The sequence below is a fragment of the Microcoleus sp. MON1_C1 genome (assembly GCF_036701945.1).
Classification (GTDB): domain Bacteria; phylum Cyanobacteriota; class Cyanobacteriia; order Cyanobacteriales; family Microcoleaceae; genus Microcoleus.
Genome location: NZ_JAUBRO010000029.1, coordinates 24,041 through 39,247, shown reverse-complemented (window position 1 = coordinate 39,247; position 15,207 = coordinate 24,041). Strand labels below are relative to the sequence as shown.

The 15,207-nt window shown below is 46.9% G+C and carries 18 protein-coding genes and 1 tRNA gene; 8 read left to right on the top strand and 11 right to left on the bottom strand.

Annotated features, from left to right (window positions below):
* Nucleotides 1-43 precede the first annotated feature (43 nt).
* Complete coding sequence (locus tag QUA62_RS17580; protein ID WP_333062789.1) at nt 44-712, top strand: MotA/TolQ/ExbB proton channel family protein; 669 nt, start codon at nt 44-46, stop codon at nt 710-712.
* Entirely contained in the window at nt 690-1,097 is a 408-nt protein-coding gene (locus QUA62_RS17575; RefSeq protein WP_333405688.1) for a biopolymer transporter ExbD, read from the top strand. Before QUA62_RS17580 ends, QUA62_RS17575 begins: the two co-directional genes overlap by 23 nt.
* A gap of 190 nt (nt 1,098-1,287) precedes the next feature.
* On the opposite strand, the gene QUA62_RS17570 is transcribed toward QUA62_RS17575, so the two are convergent.
* Together QUA62_RS17570 and QUA62_RS17565 are read right to left on the bottom strand one after the other, a co-directional pair.
* A complete protein-coding gene (locus QUA62_RS17570; RefSeq protein ID WP_333213636.1) occupies nt 1,288-2,031 on the bottom strand; it encodes an HAD family phosphatase in 744 nt (247 codons plus the stop codon).
* Nucleotides 2,012-3,517, bottom strand: coding sequence for a mannitol dehydrogenase family protein (locus tag QUA62_RS17565; protein WP_333405687.1), 1,506 nt, complete (start codon nt 3,515-3,517; stop codon nt 2,012-2,014). The genes QUA62_RS17570 and QUA62_RS17565 overlap by 20 nt, the downstream gene beginning before the upstream one ends.
* A gap of 1,375 nt (nt 3,518-4,892) precedes the next feature.
* On the opposite strand from QUA62_RS17565, the gene QUA62_RS17560 reads away from it, so the two are divergent.
* Nucleotides 4,893-5,357, top strand: a complete 465-nt coding sequence (locus tag QUA62_RS17560) for a hypothetical protein (protein ID WP_333405686.1) — start codon at nt 4,893-4,895, stop codon at nt 5,355-5,357.
* On the opposite strand, the gene QUA62_RS17555 is transcribed toward QUA62_RS17560, so the two are convergent.
* The 5 genes from QUA62_RS17555 to QUA62_RS17535 all read right to left on the bottom strand — a co-directional run bounded on the left by QUA62_RS17555 (nt 5,276) and on the right by QUA62_RS17535 (nt 8,460).
* Nucleotides 5,276-6,025 (bottom strand): DUF72 domain-containing protein, encoded by a 750-nt coding sequence (locus QUA62_RS17555; RefSeq protein ID WP_333405685.1) that lies wholly within the window; start codon nt 6,023-6,025, stop codon nt 5,276-5,278. The genes QUA62_RS17560 and QUA62_RS17555 overlap by 82 nt on opposite strands.
* Before the next feature lie 99 nt (nt 6,026-6,124).
* Complete coding sequence (locus QUA62_RS17550; RefSeq protein ID WP_333405684.1) at nt 6,125-6,502, bottom strand: hypothetical protein; 378 nt, start codon at nt 6,500-6,502, stop codon at nt 6,125-6,127.
* A gap of 173 nt (nt 6,503-6,675) precedes the next feature.
* The gene (gene ygfZ, locus QUA62_RS17545) at nt 6,676-7,725 is read right to left on the bottom strand and encodes a CAF17-like 4Fe-4S cluster assembly/insertion protein YgfZ (protein ID WP_333405716.1); all 1,050 of its coding nucleotides are present in this window, start codon (nt 7,723-7,725) and stop codon (nt 6,676-6,678) included.
* Between the two features lie 87 nt (nt 7,726-7,812).
* On the bottom strand, nt 7,813-8,196 hold the full coding sequence (locus QUA62_RS17540; RefSeq protein ID WP_333405683.1) for a hypothetical protein: 384 nt from the start codon (nt 8,194-8,196) through the stop codon (nt 7,813-7,815).
* 192 nt (nt 8,197-8,388) lie between these two features.
* Nucleotides 8,389-8,460: transfer RNA gene (locus QUA62_RS17535), tRNA-Val, on the bottom strand.
* A gap of 72 nt (nt 8,461-8,532) precedes the next feature.
* Between QUA62_RS17535 and QUA62_RS17530 the strand changes: the two genes are divergently transcribed.
* From QUA62_RS17530 to QUA62_RS17520, 3 genes are all read left to right on the top strand, one after another.
* Entirely contained in the window at nt 8,533-9,162 is a 630-nt protein-coding gene (locus QUA62_RS17530; protein ID WP_333405682.1) for a metal-binding protein, read from the top strand.
* Nucleotides 9,163-9,232: 70 nt separating this feature from the next.
* Complete coding sequence (gene mazG, locus QUA62_RS17525; RefSeq protein ID WP_333075597.1) at nt 9,233-10,060, top strand: nucleoside triphosphate pyrophosphohydrolase; 828 nt, start codon at nt 9,233-9,235, stop codon at nt 10,058-10,060.
* 74 nt (nt 10,061-10,134) lie between these two features.
* Nucleotides 10,135-11,304, top strand: a complete 1,170-nt coding sequence (locus QUA62_RS17520) for an RNA-guided endonuclease TnpB family protein (RefSeq protein WP_333405681.1) — start codon at nt 10,135-10,137, stop codon at nt 11,302-11,304.
* A 349-nt stretch (nt 11,305-11,653) separates the two neighbouring features.
* Here the strand turns inward: QUA62_RS17520 and QUA62_RS17515 are convergent, their stop codons facing one another.
* Both QUA62_RS17515 and QUA62_RS17510 read right to left on the bottom strand, forming a co-directional pair.
* Complete coding sequence (locus QUA62_RS17515; protein WP_190655955.1) at nt 11,654-12,139, bottom strand: allophycocyanin subunit alpha-B; 486 nt, start codon at nt 12,137-12,139, stop codon at nt 11,654-11,656.
* A gap of 96 nt (nt 12,140-12,235) precedes the next feature.
* Nucleotides 12,236-12,598: a hypothetical protein gene (locus QUA62_RS17510; protein ID WP_333405680.1), complete on the bottom strand. Its 363-nt coding sequence runs from the start codon at nt 12,596-12,598 to the stop codon at nt 12,236-12,238.
* A 23-nt stretch (nt 12,599-12,621) separates the two neighbouring features.
* On the opposite strand from QUA62_RS17510, the gene rlmD reads away from it, so the two are divergent.
* Entirely contained in the window at nt 12,622-14,034 is a 1,413-nt protein-coding gene (gene rlmD / locus QUA62_RS17505) for a 23S rRNA (uracil(1939)-C(5))-methyltransferase RlmD (RefSeq protein ID WP_333405679.1), read from the top strand.
* A 73-nt stretch (nt 14,035-14,107) separates the two neighbouring features.
* On the opposite strand, the gene QUA62_RS17500 is transcribed toward rlmD, so the two are convergent.
* Nucleotides 14,108-14,560 (bottom strand): hypothetical protein, encoded by a 453-nt coding sequence (locus QUA62_RS17500; protein ID WP_333405678.1) that lies wholly within the window; start codon nt 14,558-14,560, stop codon nt 14,108-14,110.
* Nucleotides 14,553-14,774 (bottom strand): hypothetical protein, encoded by a 222-nt coding sequence (locus QUA62_RS17495; protein ID WP_333405677.1) that lies wholly within the window; start codon nt 14,772-14,774, stop codon nt 14,553-14,555. The genes QUA62_RS17500 and QUA62_RS17495 overlap by 8 nt, the downstream gene beginning before the upstream one ends.
* 139 nt (nt 14,775-14,913) lie before the next feature.
* Here QUA62_RS17495 and QUA62_RS17490 point away from each other — a divergent pair, with 139 nt between their 5' ends.
* Nucleotides 14,914-15,174: a helix-turn-helix domain-containing protein gene (locus tag QUA62_RS17490; protein ID WP_332952974.1), complete on the top strand. Its 261-nt coding sequence runs from the start codon at nt 14,914-14,916 to the stop codon at nt 15,172-15,174.
* The last annotated feature ends 33 nt before the right edge of the window (nt 15,175-15,207 follow it).

The following is a 15,207-nucleotide window of genomic DNA, read 5'->3' as shown; positions in this document are numbered from 1 at the left end:
AGCAAAATTGCTGGCGCTGCCAGCGGTCAATTAGGAGAAGTGGATGAATTTTTCAGCAATACGTGAACAATTTTTGGCAGGCGGTCTTGTCATGTGGCCGCTGCTGCTTTGTTCAATTCTATCGGTAACGCTGGCGAGCGAACGCGCCATATTCTGGATCAAAATTTACAGACGACAAAAGCAAGTTGCTCATGATGTTTTGCGGTTCTATCAACTCAATAACATGGTAAGTGTGATCGATAAGCTCAAGCAGAATGTTGACTTACCGATCGCCCGCATTTTCCTCAGCACGTTGCAGCTTGAAGACGCGACACCTGAAGAATTTATTCTAGCGCTAGAAACCGAGGGAAAAATCGAAATTCCGCTACTGAAGCGGTTCAATCATATTTTTGACACGATCGTTGCGCTAGCACCATTGCTCGGTCTTCAAGGCACAGTATTTGGGCTAATGACCACATTTGCCTCGATTAATATTGGCAACCTTGGAGCGACAAATAAATCGGGTTTGACCGCAGGCATTAGCGAAGACTTGATTGCCACTTCTGCCGGATTACTCGTGGGCATTATCACTCTGACATTTTCCAGCATTTACCGGGGCTTATATCAGCGCGAAGTTGGCCGAATTGAAGAATATGCAGGGCAGCTAGAACTGCTCTATCGTCGTCATTATCGAATTGCACAAAAAGAATATGAACTTACCCAAAGACCCTGAAATTCCTCCACAAATTAATATTGTGCCGCTGATTGATGTGGTGTTCTCGCTGCTCACATTTTTCATTCTCTCTAGCTTGTTCTTAACCAACCCTGAAGGACTGCCTGTGGATTTGCCCAAAGCGACTTCGAGCCAGCCGACACAGGTAACGAACCGAGTCACCATCACGATTGATTCAAAAGGACAAGTCAGTCTCGATCGTCAGCCCACAACGGTAGAGGCTTTGCCCGCACAACTGAGCGCCTTAGCTGCTACTCGTCAAGGCCTGATTGCCGTGATTAACTCTGACGAAAAGGTTGATTTTGGCTTGGCTGTAGCCGTTATGGATCGGGTGCGACAGGTTAAAGGAGTTAAACTAGGCATTGCGACTCGCAGACCCGGATGACCTGTCAGCCTAAAATGCTCTGTGAACTACCACGCTTCATTTCTACGAAATAGAAGCGTGGCATTCAGCTTCGCGAAGGCTGGATTCATAAGGTGAAGCGTTCGATGGCGGAGAATTCTTGATATTCAGCAACGCCGTTTTTCACCATCCTAACTAAGGGCCTCAAGCCTACGCCTGATGCCCCGTGTCCTTACACTGGGGTTGCTGATAATAGACCGATTAAATCGTCCATCCGCTCGATAACTTGGTGGGCACCAGCCGACACAAGACCATCTGCACGGCTGCTTCGTTCATCTTCGCTTATATGAGTTCCCCCTACATAACCGATAATCTGCCCAATTCCAGCGGCAACCGCAGCCCTTACCCCACTGACAGAATCTTCAATTGCCACGCAACCCGAAACTTCTGCGTCCAGACACTTCACTGCGTGTAGGTAGATGTCAGGAAGCGGTTTGGGACGCGGAACAGGGAGAGAGTCGTGAGCACTAAATACCTGCTCGCTTGGGAAAAAGTCGGTCAGGGCAGCAGCAGTAAGGCAAGCACTCAGCCGCTGCAAGCTGCTGTTACTTACAAGTGCATATTCAAATCCGTCGTCGCGCAGGGAAGACAGCACTTGCGGCGTTCCGACCGTCGCTTTTGCCTCTACAGTAAGCCGTTCAATCGCTCTCTTTTCTTCTTCGGCCACTAGCCTGTCAATATCGCGCTCATTGAGACTGGTTAAGGAGTCTGGGTAGATCTTTTTGAGTATTTCCCTGTAGGGTTTCCCGGCGAAGCTTTTAACAAAGTCCTCAAGTTCATAGTGTTGAGCGCCAGGGAACTCACGGGCCACTTCATTTGTCAGTCTCCAGGCGCTCTTAAGTGCTATGGTTTCACTGTCAACGACAGTTCCGTCATGATCGAAAAGCACCACCAAATCATGCTGAAGCGCTTTCATTTAAAAGACCTCCCTCACTGTAATTTTTAAGCGTAGTTAATAGTCCGTGGGTCTGGAGATCTCGCAAAGCTTGTTGGCATTCATTATCTACGACCTCTGTCTGTTCGCAATTCTCCAATCCCAGAATCCCGCTAATCACTGCGCCTTCTTGAATCGCTGTAATTGCGCTTTGGGTATCCTTGGCCTGATAGGGTTGACCAGACTCGCACGCCTCTTCTCGGACTGCAAGCAGCCACGCCGCAACGGGAAGTATAATCCGCTTCATGCTGACCTTTCGGCTATAAGCATCCTGAAGTATCGGAAATATATACTTGCCTACTTTCCTACAGGTTTCTGAAGAGATTCTCTCAGTAGTATCGGGAAGAGCCTCGTTACTGAGCCTTAGTAATACCTGCTCCATATATTGTTCGCACATCTCGCGAGGCACTGGTGTTGCTGCTGCGATATCGTCCATCAGAAGCCGAGTAAACAACTGGAATTCCGGTACCGCGATCGCCTCGTGCATATACTCTATACCTGCTCTTACAGCTAAACAGGCTATGAAAGAGTGTACTGCATTCAAGAATCTCGACTTCATATAGAGGAAGGGAGTGATGTCGCTAGTCATAATCACCCCCGTATCTTCCCACTTGGGTCGATCGCCTGTGAAGTTGTCTTCCACGACAAACTGCCAAAATGGTTCCGTTACAATCGGTGCGCGATCGCGAACTTGCAAGAGTCTGCTGGGGTAGTTATAGTCGGATTCTTGCTCTTGAGGCACAATCCTGTCTACAACCGAATTAGGGAACGTGGCGTTATCCCTGATGTATTCTGCAAGCTGAGGATCGATCTCTTCAGCGTAAGCTAGCACTGCTTTTCGCAGGATCTCCCCGTTTCTTGGGAGGTTGTCGCAAGAAAGGGTGGTGAACGGAGTCATTGAGCGATCGCGTCGTCGGCGTAGCGCCTCTACTATAAAGCCAATTGCAGTTGTTGGAGTGGAAGGATTTCGCAGATCGTGTGCGATGTCTTCATGCGTTGTGTCGAGATTAAAATTCTTGTCTAGATGGTACCCTCCTTGAGTAATAGTAAGAGTCACCAGATGGACAGAGGGAGACGCCATCTTTTCAAGCACATACTCGCACTTCTCTCTACCATTAACTATTTCCCTGATAGAACCTATAACTTCCGCTTCCTCAGGATTTTGAGCGCAACTAGAGTGTTTGGTCAAAGTGTAAAGGAATCTCTGTGGTTTCAACCTAGTAATGGTCTGTTGACTCTTGAGGCTAACCCCACAAATCCCCCATCTCTGCTCTTGGAAACCCTTCTGTGCAAGATAGTTATGTATTATGTAGGCAAGGTGACCCCTAAAAAAACGACCTGGCCCGAAATGGACGATACCAGTCTTCAGCGCCCTCCTGTCGTAAAGAGACTGTTGCCTCCACAAACCAGTTACAGTACTGAAGCGAGAGCTTGAAGAAACACTGGGCGGTCTGAGTAAGTTAACCATGATACTTCTTAAATAAGTGTGATCGGGTAAAAGGAAAATTTGTCAGTCTGGGTATACCCAATGACCTACAAGCAACACAAATGTCTTAAACTGCGAAAATGTCGGGTAACCTTTGTGCCATCTACAAAGAAGCGTATTACCAGATGGTAGTTAGGGTGTGACAGATAGAGCAGAGAAAGAAAAAATCAGGTAAACCTAATTAAGAATCAAAGCTCAATTGGTCATTAACCTGAAGTAAGGCACAAGACTACGCCACCTACTGCAACTTTGTTCAACTTTGGCAAGTGCGTAAGCCGAATGTATGTCTTATAAGGCCCAAAAAGAGTGCTTTTTATTCTGGCTTTAGATTCCCCCATAACTCTGTAGACTTTGATGTTATTTCCCTTGGTCGCTGCTCTCCTCCTTTTTCAGGAGAATCTACAAACAATTCTTTATAGGTACTTATAACAACAGGGTAATTAGGGTCTGACAGGTAGAACAGAGAAAGAAGAAATCAGGTAAACTTAATTAATTAAGAATCAAAGCTCAATTGGTCATTAACCTGAAGTAAGGCACAAGACTACGCCACATACTGCCACTTTGTTTAGCTTGGACAAGTGGATAAGTCGAATGTCTTTCCTATCAGGCGCTAGACTGCTTTTAAATTATGCCCTTAGATTACCTAATAGCTCTGTACACCTTGTATATTATTGGCGTTGGTCGCTGCTATCATCTGTCTTCAGGAGAATATACAAATAATTCTTTAGAGGGACTTATAATCACAATCAAGTGTATACTTCGTTACAACCAGTTAAGTTAGAGTTTGGCGTTTGTGTAGCAAGCGTCCAAAAAACAACGCTTGCCTTGAAAAGTCCTGTCTGTAGCGGCTGGCTGATACAGCATTGCAAGGCCGTTTCAGTCTGTCCATAAATTTTTAAAGTTTCCTCACTCACAACTGGGCTCTGCACTCCTCCTGAGCAAATCCTCCACAGACACCTGACAATCTGGAAATGCCAAAGGTGCGATTAAATCCGACTCGGCCAACACAACCGGGCTAGCATAACACTCTGCCCCTGGCTCCGAAAACACATACAATCGACGGGCATTGATATCTAGAATCCAAATACTCCCTGATTCCTGACCGAGCGATCGCAAGCAGGGGCTTTCAATTCCCTGTTAGTTAAGTTAGATCGCTCCGTAGATGTTGCCCGCGTGGAAGAGTTATCTTGTTTTGACGAACGGCGGGCTGACTTGAATATTTACCGCGCACTATTGAGGCGCATCAAGAGTGAACTTTCTCTAGTTTCTTGAGGTAAAAGCTGACGGCAACAGCTTCTATAAAATTGGAATTACGGCTCGACTAATTGAGGAACGGATAGCCACAGTGCAGCGGGATGTGAGAGTCCATTGCTCAGAGGTGGCCATCAACTTGCTGGGATTGTGGGAACACCGAGGGAATGGGGAACTGTACTTCAAACACCGCTACAAAGTGTTTAATTATCGCATCGAGAAACTGACGGAGTATTTCGTGTTTCTCAATGTCAAGCGCACCCTACGGGGTTTGTTTGAAATGGAAGCAAGAGTGCTCAGTAATGTTGAGCAGCAGGCGATCGGCTTGTGCTGGGTGATGTTGAGTTGGAGGTGCGGGTTCGGGGTGAGTGCGATCGTCAAAAAACAACCTAGACGAACGCGACCTCCGATTCCTAATTCAGCTTCAGGGAACTGCGGAGCGTTGTTGAATGCGCCCAAAATAATGGGGACGCTCTCAATCTTCGCTTGTCAGGAAGTACCGTTCTCCACAAAAGTTTTTAACTTTGAAGCGTTCCTCACTGCATTTCCCTCTCCGTCGTTGTTGAAGTAGACGAACACGCTTCGCCCCTGGCTTTCCCACTCGTGGATGCGATCGGCCCACCAATGTAAATCATCATCCGAGTAGGAGCCGCCGTAGAGATTGTTGGGGTCGGGACCGTGGAGGCGCACATAGACGAATGAACCCGTTGCGCGCAGGATACAGGGAAGGTGGGCGCCGCTCATCACGCAATAAGCCGCTCCAGAGCGTTCTAGCAGCGAAAATACCTCTTCTGTGTGCCAGCTTGGGTGTCGAAATTCCACAGCTACTTTGATCCAGGAAGGCACCTGTTCTAGAAAGTAGGCTAGGCGGGCCAAATCGCAGCCGAACTGGGGAGGAAGCTGGACGAGCAGAATACCCAGTCGTGAGCCCAGGAATTGAAGTCCCTCGCTCATCCGTTCCAACCACTTTTCTGGTGAGTAAAGACGCTTGGAGTGCGTTAGACCGCGGGGCGCTTTTACGGTCATGAGAAATCCTTGGGGGAGGCGCTCTCGCCAGTTAGCAAAGGTAGTGTTTGGTGGCCAGCGGTAGTAGGTGCTATTAACTTCTACGGTTTGATAGTGCTGGATATAGCAATCGAGCCTAGAGCGAAGCGGTAGCTGCTGGGGATAAAGCACACCTTCCCAATGGTCGTAACTCCAGCCTGAAGTGCCGATGTGAACAATCGAATCCGGGTTCATTATCCATTCCTTGATTCGGATCGGGAAATCGCTACTAAACAAATAAAGTCCGCGCAGGCGGACTAAGAATATGATATTTGAAAACTGAATGCGATTGAATTAGTTGGCTCGATCGCTCCTACCTCGCTCTGCCGCTTTTTCTACTGCTTCCTGTCCCGGCGTAACTGCTTCGCCCACGTTATCTTTTACCGATTCTATAAATTTTTTGGTACTGGGGGCAATGGGTTGGTCGAGATTCAGCTTTTCTCGGATATTGTCAAGTACACCCGTGGCATCCTTCTCTGTATCGCTTGTTGGCTGCTGAGCGGGACGGGCAACTTCGTAAGACTTAGCTTCAGGGGTTAAAGATGTAGCGATCGCTTGCATTTTGTTGCCCGACAATTCCAATTCGGAGCTAAAAATCAGCGCTATTCCTACAGCAAAGATTATTCCTACTCGCAGGCAAATTGTAACTAAGCGCGATGTAAACTTTTTCATTGAAAAACTCTGTTTTTTCTATGACGACTGTAATATACAATAATTGCTGTTGTGGGTTTGCAAATCTATCTAAAGATAGGACTTCGTGTCAATTTATTGCGTTAACGTTCACCTAAATCAACCTCAACAAAAAAGTTTTGGGCGCTGCGGCGCCAACAGGCGATCGATCGCAACTAGGAACTCAAGAAAGGTACATTTACTACTTCCCCTGACACCGATCCGACTTGCACTTTCAGTCCTTCGCCGCCCGCTTTTGTGCGGATGTAAGCAAGACCAAAAAAGCCCGATTCAGTTTCCGTAAAACTGGTGAGTTTGCCGACTTTTTCCTCTCCAATAGTGACGGCTGTTCCGGGTTCAACCGCACCGCTCAACTGCACGCCCCAAAGTTGCTGTTTGACTCCTTTGTAGGTGTTCAAGCGGGCAATTGTTTCTTGACCGATGTAGCAGCCTTTGTCATAGGTAATCGTGTGTAAAAGACGGGCTTCTAAGGGGTTGTAATCGTCTGTGAGTTCAAAATCGGGTGCGGGGCGTCCTTGTTCGATTCGCAGTTGTTCCCAAACTCGATCGCCCATCGGTACGGCCCCAGCTTGGACTAATTCCTTCCACAAGTTGGCTGCCTCGCTTGCTGGCGCAATTAACGTGTATCCGGAAGTTGCTAAACCGCTACCAACCGCAACTCGGACTTCCCTACCTGCAAAGTTTATCAATTTGTGAGTAGCGTAAGGTTGATTTTCTAGTTCGGTAACTCCGATTTTTTCTAATAGGTGAGTGCTTTCTGGGCCGAGGAAACTGAAAGCAACAGTTGTATCGGTTAAATCTGTTAACTCGACGCGATCCATTGGGAAAATATAGCGATCGAGCAATTCCAGCAGTTGGCGGCGGCGGTTGGCTGAAACTAACAGCAGTACGGCATCTTCTGTCGCGTAAGCGGTGGCGAGGTCGATCGTCCGGGCGGTGGATGTAACAAAAACGGTATCGCAACCTTGACCGGGTTTGAGTATATTAAAGTTATTGGTACTTTGATTGTGCAAGAACCGCAGTCGATCGCTATCTGAGATTTGAATGCGTCCCCAGTGAGTGCGATCGTACAAAGCCACACCTTGTTTAGTTGCCGCGATCGCTTCTGCGTCGTTACCAAAACTCACTGGCACAATTTCTTTGGTTGTTAACTCTGCAAAAGTACCACCAGCCGCTGCTTGAATGTCGTGCAATTCTTGAATCAGCATAAAATTTTGTTGACTGTTGAGTGTTGACTGATGACTGATGACTGTTGACTGTTAACTACTGCTTTCCTGTCAACTGACAACTGACTATTTGCCCAAATTGGCGAATAGTTCTTGTATTAATTGACTGGCTTTGTCATCAAGACGATTCCAATCTACATCGCCAGTGTCATCGTCAATCAAGCTAGTGTCAATTACGACTTCCTGGCTTTGCAGTTGAGTGTGGGCGGGCTGGTAGTTGACAAAGCAGACTCGATAGCAAAGTTCCCAAATATCGACGCATCTTTGCTCGCCTTGAAGCTCTAAAATTAGTTGATAGCCAGGAATTGGAATCTGCACTTCTTGATAAGTGCCAGTCCAGACAGACTCCTCTAATTGTTTGCGGATGTTGTCGAGCACTCGGATCATTGCTGGCTGCATGAGCAGTTCAGCTTGCTGCCACGCGATCGGGCTGGTTATTTTAGGCTTCATATCCAAGGTTCTAAAAAAGAAAATCAATAAATTAATTTTCTAGCATTGGGTGCCAACTTTTGAGACATCCGCCACAGAATGTTAAATTTAGTCGTCACCCAATTCAAAAGTCAGCCGTCAACAGCCACAGTTAAAGCCGTTCTCGGCTTGACGGCTAAAAACGGCTGAAACTGTTGATATTGAGTTATCTGATGGGTAATGTAGGATTTGAACCTACGGCATCCTGCGTGTAAAGCAGGCGCTCTACCACTGAGCTAATCACCCAATTGCACTCACCGGGATTTATCATATCACAGTAACTCAGAAAGATCAAGTAAAAAAAATCCTAAACTTTAAATGCCCTCTGGCCGCACCCACGATCAAATAACCATGTGGAGTTTGCCCTTGGTGGCAGCCCTCACCTTTGGCCAGACTCAGAGCAGCAACCTGACTTTGCTCGTTTCCGGCAGTTTCTTATTCGGCGGGCTGATGTTTGGCCCCGACTTGGATATCTACTCCTGCCAGTATCAGCGCTGGGGATGGTTCAAAGCGATTTGGCTCCCGTACCAAAAAAGCCTGCGCCACCGATCTTTTTTGTCCCACGGCCCTCTGATTGGCACTGCTTTGCGAATCTTGTACCTCGCTATCTGGATCGCGGTTTTCGGAATGTTGGGATTGGCAATTGCCGAAAAAGTCGGGAACTTAGGCGGGAATTGGCAGGATGTGGTTTTGAGTTACGGGCGATCGCTCTGGGAACACCACATCGAAATTTTAGCCGTTTACATCGGTCTAGAATTGGGCGCTATGAGCCACTATCTGAGCGATTGGGGCGGCTCGGCTTACAAAAGATTCAAAAAGAAAGGATTGAGCGGGTTGCGCCCTCCTAAGACAATTAAGAGACCCAAAATCAAAGCTCCCACTCGCACATCTAGCAAATCCATAGCAGAAGGAAGAAGGAAGAAGGAAGAAGGAAGAAGGAAGAAGTAATAAAATCAATGGTTGGAGCCCTTAACAACGTTATAACCGTCTTGGCGGTTGATATAAAAGGTAAATTATTATGTCTAATTCTGAAAGTCGATCGCTCACAGCACTCAAAGAACTTATAGAAGTTGTGGCTAAATTGCGATCGCCAGACGGCGGATGTCCTTGGGATTTAGCCCAAACTCCCCAAACTCTAGTTCCTCACATCATAGAAGAAGCTTATGAAACGGCCGATGCGATTCGCAAAGGAGATAAAGATGCGATCGTCGAAGAATTGGGCGACTTACTGTTACAGGTAATTCTGCAAGCTCAAATTGCCAGCGAATCCAATCAGTTTACCTTCGCAGAAATCGCTGCGGGCATTACAGAAAAACTAATTCGGCGACATCCCCACGTCTTCGGCGATGTCGAACTCAACAGCGTCGATGAAGTCAACGAAAACTGGGAAAAAATCAAAGCTGCTGAAAAAGGCACAACTTCGGAAAAGCCGCCAACTTTAGCCTCGAAAATGAGCCGTTATGCCAGCACTTTGCCGCCGATAACCGCCGGGATGAAAATCTCTCAAAAAGCTGCGGAAGTGAGTTTTGATTGGGACAGTGTAGACGGCGTTTGGGAGAAATTTCACGAAGAAATGGCAGAATTTGAACACGCTCTCAAACACGAGGATAAGGCAGCGCAGCAGTCGGAATTGGGAGATATTATGTTTGTGTTGATTCAATTAGCTCGCTGGTACGATTTAGATCCATCGGCTGCTTTGCAAGGAACAAACGATCGGTTTGTGCAGCGGTTTGCGAAGGTGGAGGCTGCGTGCGATCGACCTTTATCAGATTATGCCCCAGAAGAGTTAGAATCTCTGTGGCAGCAAGCTAAAGCTTTAATTGCTAAACAAAAGGGCGATCGGTAATCAATCACCGCAGATAAACAACAATATACGACATAAAACCAACTCTATCACAAAAGACGTGCTAGAGTGTGAAGATGGAAAAAGCCTACCGCTACCGATTCTACCCCACCACCGAGCAAGAAAACCTCTTGCGACGGACAATGGGCTGTACTCGGCTAGTGTACAACAAGGCTTTGGCTTACCGCACAAAATCTTGGTACGAACGCCAGGAAAGAGTTGGCTACGGCGAAACTTCCTCTATGCTGACGAACTGGAAGAAAGATGAAGAACTTGATTTCTTGAATGATGTTAGCTGCGTACCTCTTCAGCAAGGACTCCGCCATCTTCAGGCAGCGTTCACCAATTTCTTTGCAGGACGAGCCAAGTATCCTAATTTCAAGAAGAAGCATAACGGTGGTAGCACTGAATTTACCAAGTCTGCCTTCCGTTGGAAAAACGGACAGGTATTCTTGGCTAAATGTAACGAGCCGTTACCTATTCGTTGGAGCAAACAAATTCCCGCAGGTTGTACTCCGTCAACTATTACGGTGAAGTTAACACCTGCTGGACTCTGGTTCGTGTCAATCCTCGTGGACGACTACACAATCAAGCCACTTCCAAAGTCAGATAAAGCTATTGGATTGGATGTGGGGATTACCAGCCTGATTGCTACCAGCGACGGCGATAAAATCACCAATCCCAAACCTTTCAAACAACTACGGAAGAAGTTAAAAAGAAAGCAAAAAGCTTTGGCTCGCAAGCAAAAAGGAAGCAACAACCGAGAAAAAGCACGGAAACGAGTAGCAAAAATCCACGCGCAGATAACTGATGTGCGTAAAGATTTCTTGCACAAGCTAACGACTCGACTCGTTCGTGAAAACCAAACGATTGTAGTTGAGGATTTAGCTATCAAGAATATGGTGAAAAACCATAAATTAGCTCTTGCCATCAGCGATGCTAGTTGGGGTGAATTAATTCGCCAACTAAGCTACAAGTGTGAGTGGTACAGGCGGGATTTAATAAAAATAGACCGCTGGTTTCCTAGTTCTAAGCGCTGTGGAAACTGCGGTCACATTGTTGAGAAGTTGTCGCTGAACATTCGCGAATGGGAGTGTTCTACGTGTGGGACTAATCACGACCGCGATATCAATGCGGCAAAAAATATTTTGGCGGCTGGGCTAGCCGTTTCAGTCTGTGGAGCGACCGTAAGACCTGAAGAGAGCAAGTCTCGGAAGGCTGGTGCTATGAAGCAGAAACCCAATTAGCAATGATTGGGAATCCCCGTACCTTCAGGTCGGGGTGGATGTCAAATCCAAACCTGCCCCACCCTTGGAGAACTCTCGCAGCTCAAAACATCCATTCAGTACGACAGCCGGAAATTCAAAAAACAATCTCTCCCAAAAACACTTGACTTTTTAAATCAAATGTGCATTGAAAGACAAGACGAACTCAACATCTGGGAAAGCTTAAACTGCATTGCTTCCTAGCAGAAATGAGGCAGATTTCCTTTCCAAAAACAGAAGCGAAACATTTGCGAGCAATTGCGAGATAAAATCACCCCAAAAATCACCCGCGAATGCTCCGCCACATTCATGAAAGCAATCACCAAAGCAATTAAGACATTGCTTGAGCGATATAATCAAAATAAGGAGCTGCTTCCTTAGCATCCTCCTGATTGAGCAAAGCCAAAGAAGCTTCCTTCAAACAGCGGATAGCTTCGACCATGCCAGGAACAGGAACGCCGAGAGAATTATACATTTCCCGAACGCCAATCAAACCGATGCTTTCGATCGGCTCTTTGTCACCCGCCAAGATACCGTAGGTAATCAGGCGCAAGTACCAGCCGTAGTCGCGCAGACACAAAGCCCGTTCGCGCTGGCCGTAAGCATTGCCGCCAGGAGAGATAAAATCAGGTCGTTTTTTCCAGAGTTTTTTACTAGCTTCTTCAACAATTTTTCTCTCACTGTCAGACAGCGCAGTAGCAATACGCACCCGCTGTTCTCCGGTTTTAAAAAAATCTTTGATGCTTTGAAGTTCGCCCGTACTGGGATAGCGAAGTTCGTCGTCGGCTTGGAGAATTAGTTGGCTAACTACGCTCATTGTTATTCAAAAAAATTGAGGATATTTGAGAGTAAGATTAATTGACCTTCTCATCCGTTAAAGATGAGATTCTTGGTTGGGCGATTTACTTTGCTTCTAACATTTATCAACATTAGAAGTAGCGGGTAAATCTCCGCAAACGTTATGCTTGATGTTCAAGCCCGTTTCCCTGTGTTCCAGGGTACTGCGGGAAAAACTCAAAAACTGCGATTGAGAGTTTTGATGTCGGCAGACACTTTGACTGTTTAACGAGTTTTTGCTAGCTCGCCCCAACAGCATATCGCACAGGCTCGATCGGGGCAACTCACGGCAGGCTTGACTTGCAGGTTGAAGCTTGGCTTTAGCACCAAGACTTTCAGCAGCAGGAAGACAGCCTGCAATTGAGCTTGAGTGCGATGACTTACGCCCCGCTTCGCTACGACTTATCTCAGGAAAGAGAGAGCGATATTGCATTACCATATTAAATCCTACCACGACTACTTGTGACCAAATCTAAATTCCCCACCCCAAACTCGACGAAATTGGCAAACCCTTGCCAGCAAGGTCAACTGATTGAGATAGAGATTACCGACTTGACAGACACCGGCGACGGAGTTGGTCGTTTTGGTGAGTTAGTAGTGTTTGTGCCCGATACCGTGACGGGCGATCGAGTCCTTGTGCGCCTCGTGCAAGTCAAATCCACCTATGCTACAGGTAAGCTGGACACACTTCTCGAAGCCTCCGAACACCGCATTCGAGCTAACTGCATTGTCGCCGACAAGTGCGGTGGCTGTCAGTGGCAGCACGTAGATTATCAATATCAGCTTGCAGCCAAGCAAAATCAAATCATTCAAGCCTTAGAACGGATTGGCGGATTTAGCAATCCGCAAGTTGATGAAATTTTAACGGGAAAAATCGAGGGATTTCCTCAATTTTTGGGATACCGCAACAAAGCGACTTATCCGGTGGCAATATCTGCAACAGGTCAAGTCCAAGCAGGTTACTATCAAAAAAGCACTCACAAATTAGTCAATCTCAATCAGTGTCCGGTGCAAGACCCGCGCCTCAATCCTTTGTTAAAAGAAGTCAAAGAAGACATCCACTGGCGGGATTGGCAAGTCTACGACGAAAAGAAACATACAGGAGAATTGCGTCACTTGTCCTTGCGGATCGGACGGCGCACCGGCGAGATGCTGCTAACTTTAATAGTTCGCACTGGAGACTTGCCGGGACTCGAAGAGCAAGCATCAGAGTGGCTGAAACAATATCCTCAACTGGCAGGGGTTTGTTTGAATATAAATCCCGCTCAAACTAATGTGATTTTTGGTACCGAAACTCGCTGCATTGCTGGTCGTTCTTATCTGCGAGAAAGCTTTGCTGGTTTGAAATTTCAGCTAAGAGCCGATACTTTTTTCCAGGTTAATACAGAGGCGGCTGAAGCGTTGTTAGAGGTGATGGTAGGGGAATTGAATTTGCAGGGAAACGAGATTTTGGTTGACGCTTTCTGCGGAATAGGGACTTTTACTTTACCCCTGGCAAAACAAGTAAAAATAGCTATAGGTTTAGAAGTGCAACCGGCGGCGATCGAACAAGCCCAATTAAATGCTGAGTTAAATGACGTGAGAAATGTCGAGTTTCAGGCCGGAACAGTAGAGAGTTTGCTGCCTTCCTTGGGATTGACACCGGATATTGTGCTGCTAGACCCGCCGAGGAAAGGGTGCGATCGCGCGGTTTTGGAAGCTATCAAGGAAATCAAACCAAATCGCATTGTTTATGTTAGCTGCAAGCCTGCTACTTTGGCTCGCGACCTGAAGATTTTGTGCGAAAATGGGGATTATAAGTTAGCGCGAGTGCAGCCGGCGGATTTCTTTCCTCAGACTTCTCATGTTGAGTGTGCGGCTTTTTTGGTGCGGTAAATCAAAAGGGCGATCGCCCTAAGCTTGATTTTCGCAAGTCTATCGAATAGCGATCGCCGTTAAATTTACCTCGCTATACCTCAGCAGCTTGCGGGTCTTTTTGAGATTCTAGCCAACGTTCGTAGGCTTCTGTGTCGCCACCGAATCCATCGATCGAAACCTGACGATCGGGCATTGGTTTGAGCGCTGCATCGATGGGATTGTAGCGACAATAGCAGATAACCACCATGCCGAATTCGCTCGAACCACCTTCAGGAAGGTTGGGGATATCGGGGGTGTAGGTTTCGACTCTAGCAACTTCCCAATCACCTGTTTTGTAATGGGTACTCCAACCGTGGAAATTGGGTTCGTGTTCTGCTTCAACCCTGACAAACTCGGTTGGCCTGTATCCTGGTTGCGGGATCGGGCGATCGGAGGAATCGAAGTATTCAGCAAGGATGCGAGTCAGAGAATGAGTGTGAGATAGCATTCGATCTTCCCATCCCGGTTGCCGCCCTTCGGCTCTAAAAACAATGTATTTACGCATCGTCATCATCCTGTTCGTGAAATGGCTTAGGAAATTCTGTTTTACCATCGAACACGCAATCGGCTTTCAAGGTGTCACCCTTAAGTTTTTCTATCCTCTTGAGTGTCCATCCATATTTAGTTTCCATTTCGTAGCAGTATTCATCATCGGTGGCTGCGTGACGAGAAATATTCTCGTCTGGGTCATAACGCAACCAAGCTGGGTTTTTTGGCATTATTGTTATTACTCCGAGTGTTGAGTTGACAACATTGGGGAAATCGTTTTGGTGCAGTGCTGCAATCACTGCATCAAAGCGTACCTGAGATGATAAACTTGTTTGTGGCTATACGTCAATATGACGCGCCAATATTTTAATGAAAAAAGACACAAGACCCCAAGAGAGTGCATCACCGATCGAGGCTTTGAGGATTGAGCGAACAAAGCTATCTCAGGCTGAATTTGCGGTGCATTGCGGGATTCCGCTGCGTACTTATCAGCGTTGGGTTTCGGGTGAAACCGAAGCGAAACCAACACCCCGTCAGTGGAAAGTGATGATGCGGGTATTGCAGATTCAATCTTTTGATGAGGTTCCTGATGATTTTGGCCCGATTAATTCGACAGGGGATGAAGATTAGGTATTTGTATTTTGGGTTAGGGGCGATCGCTCT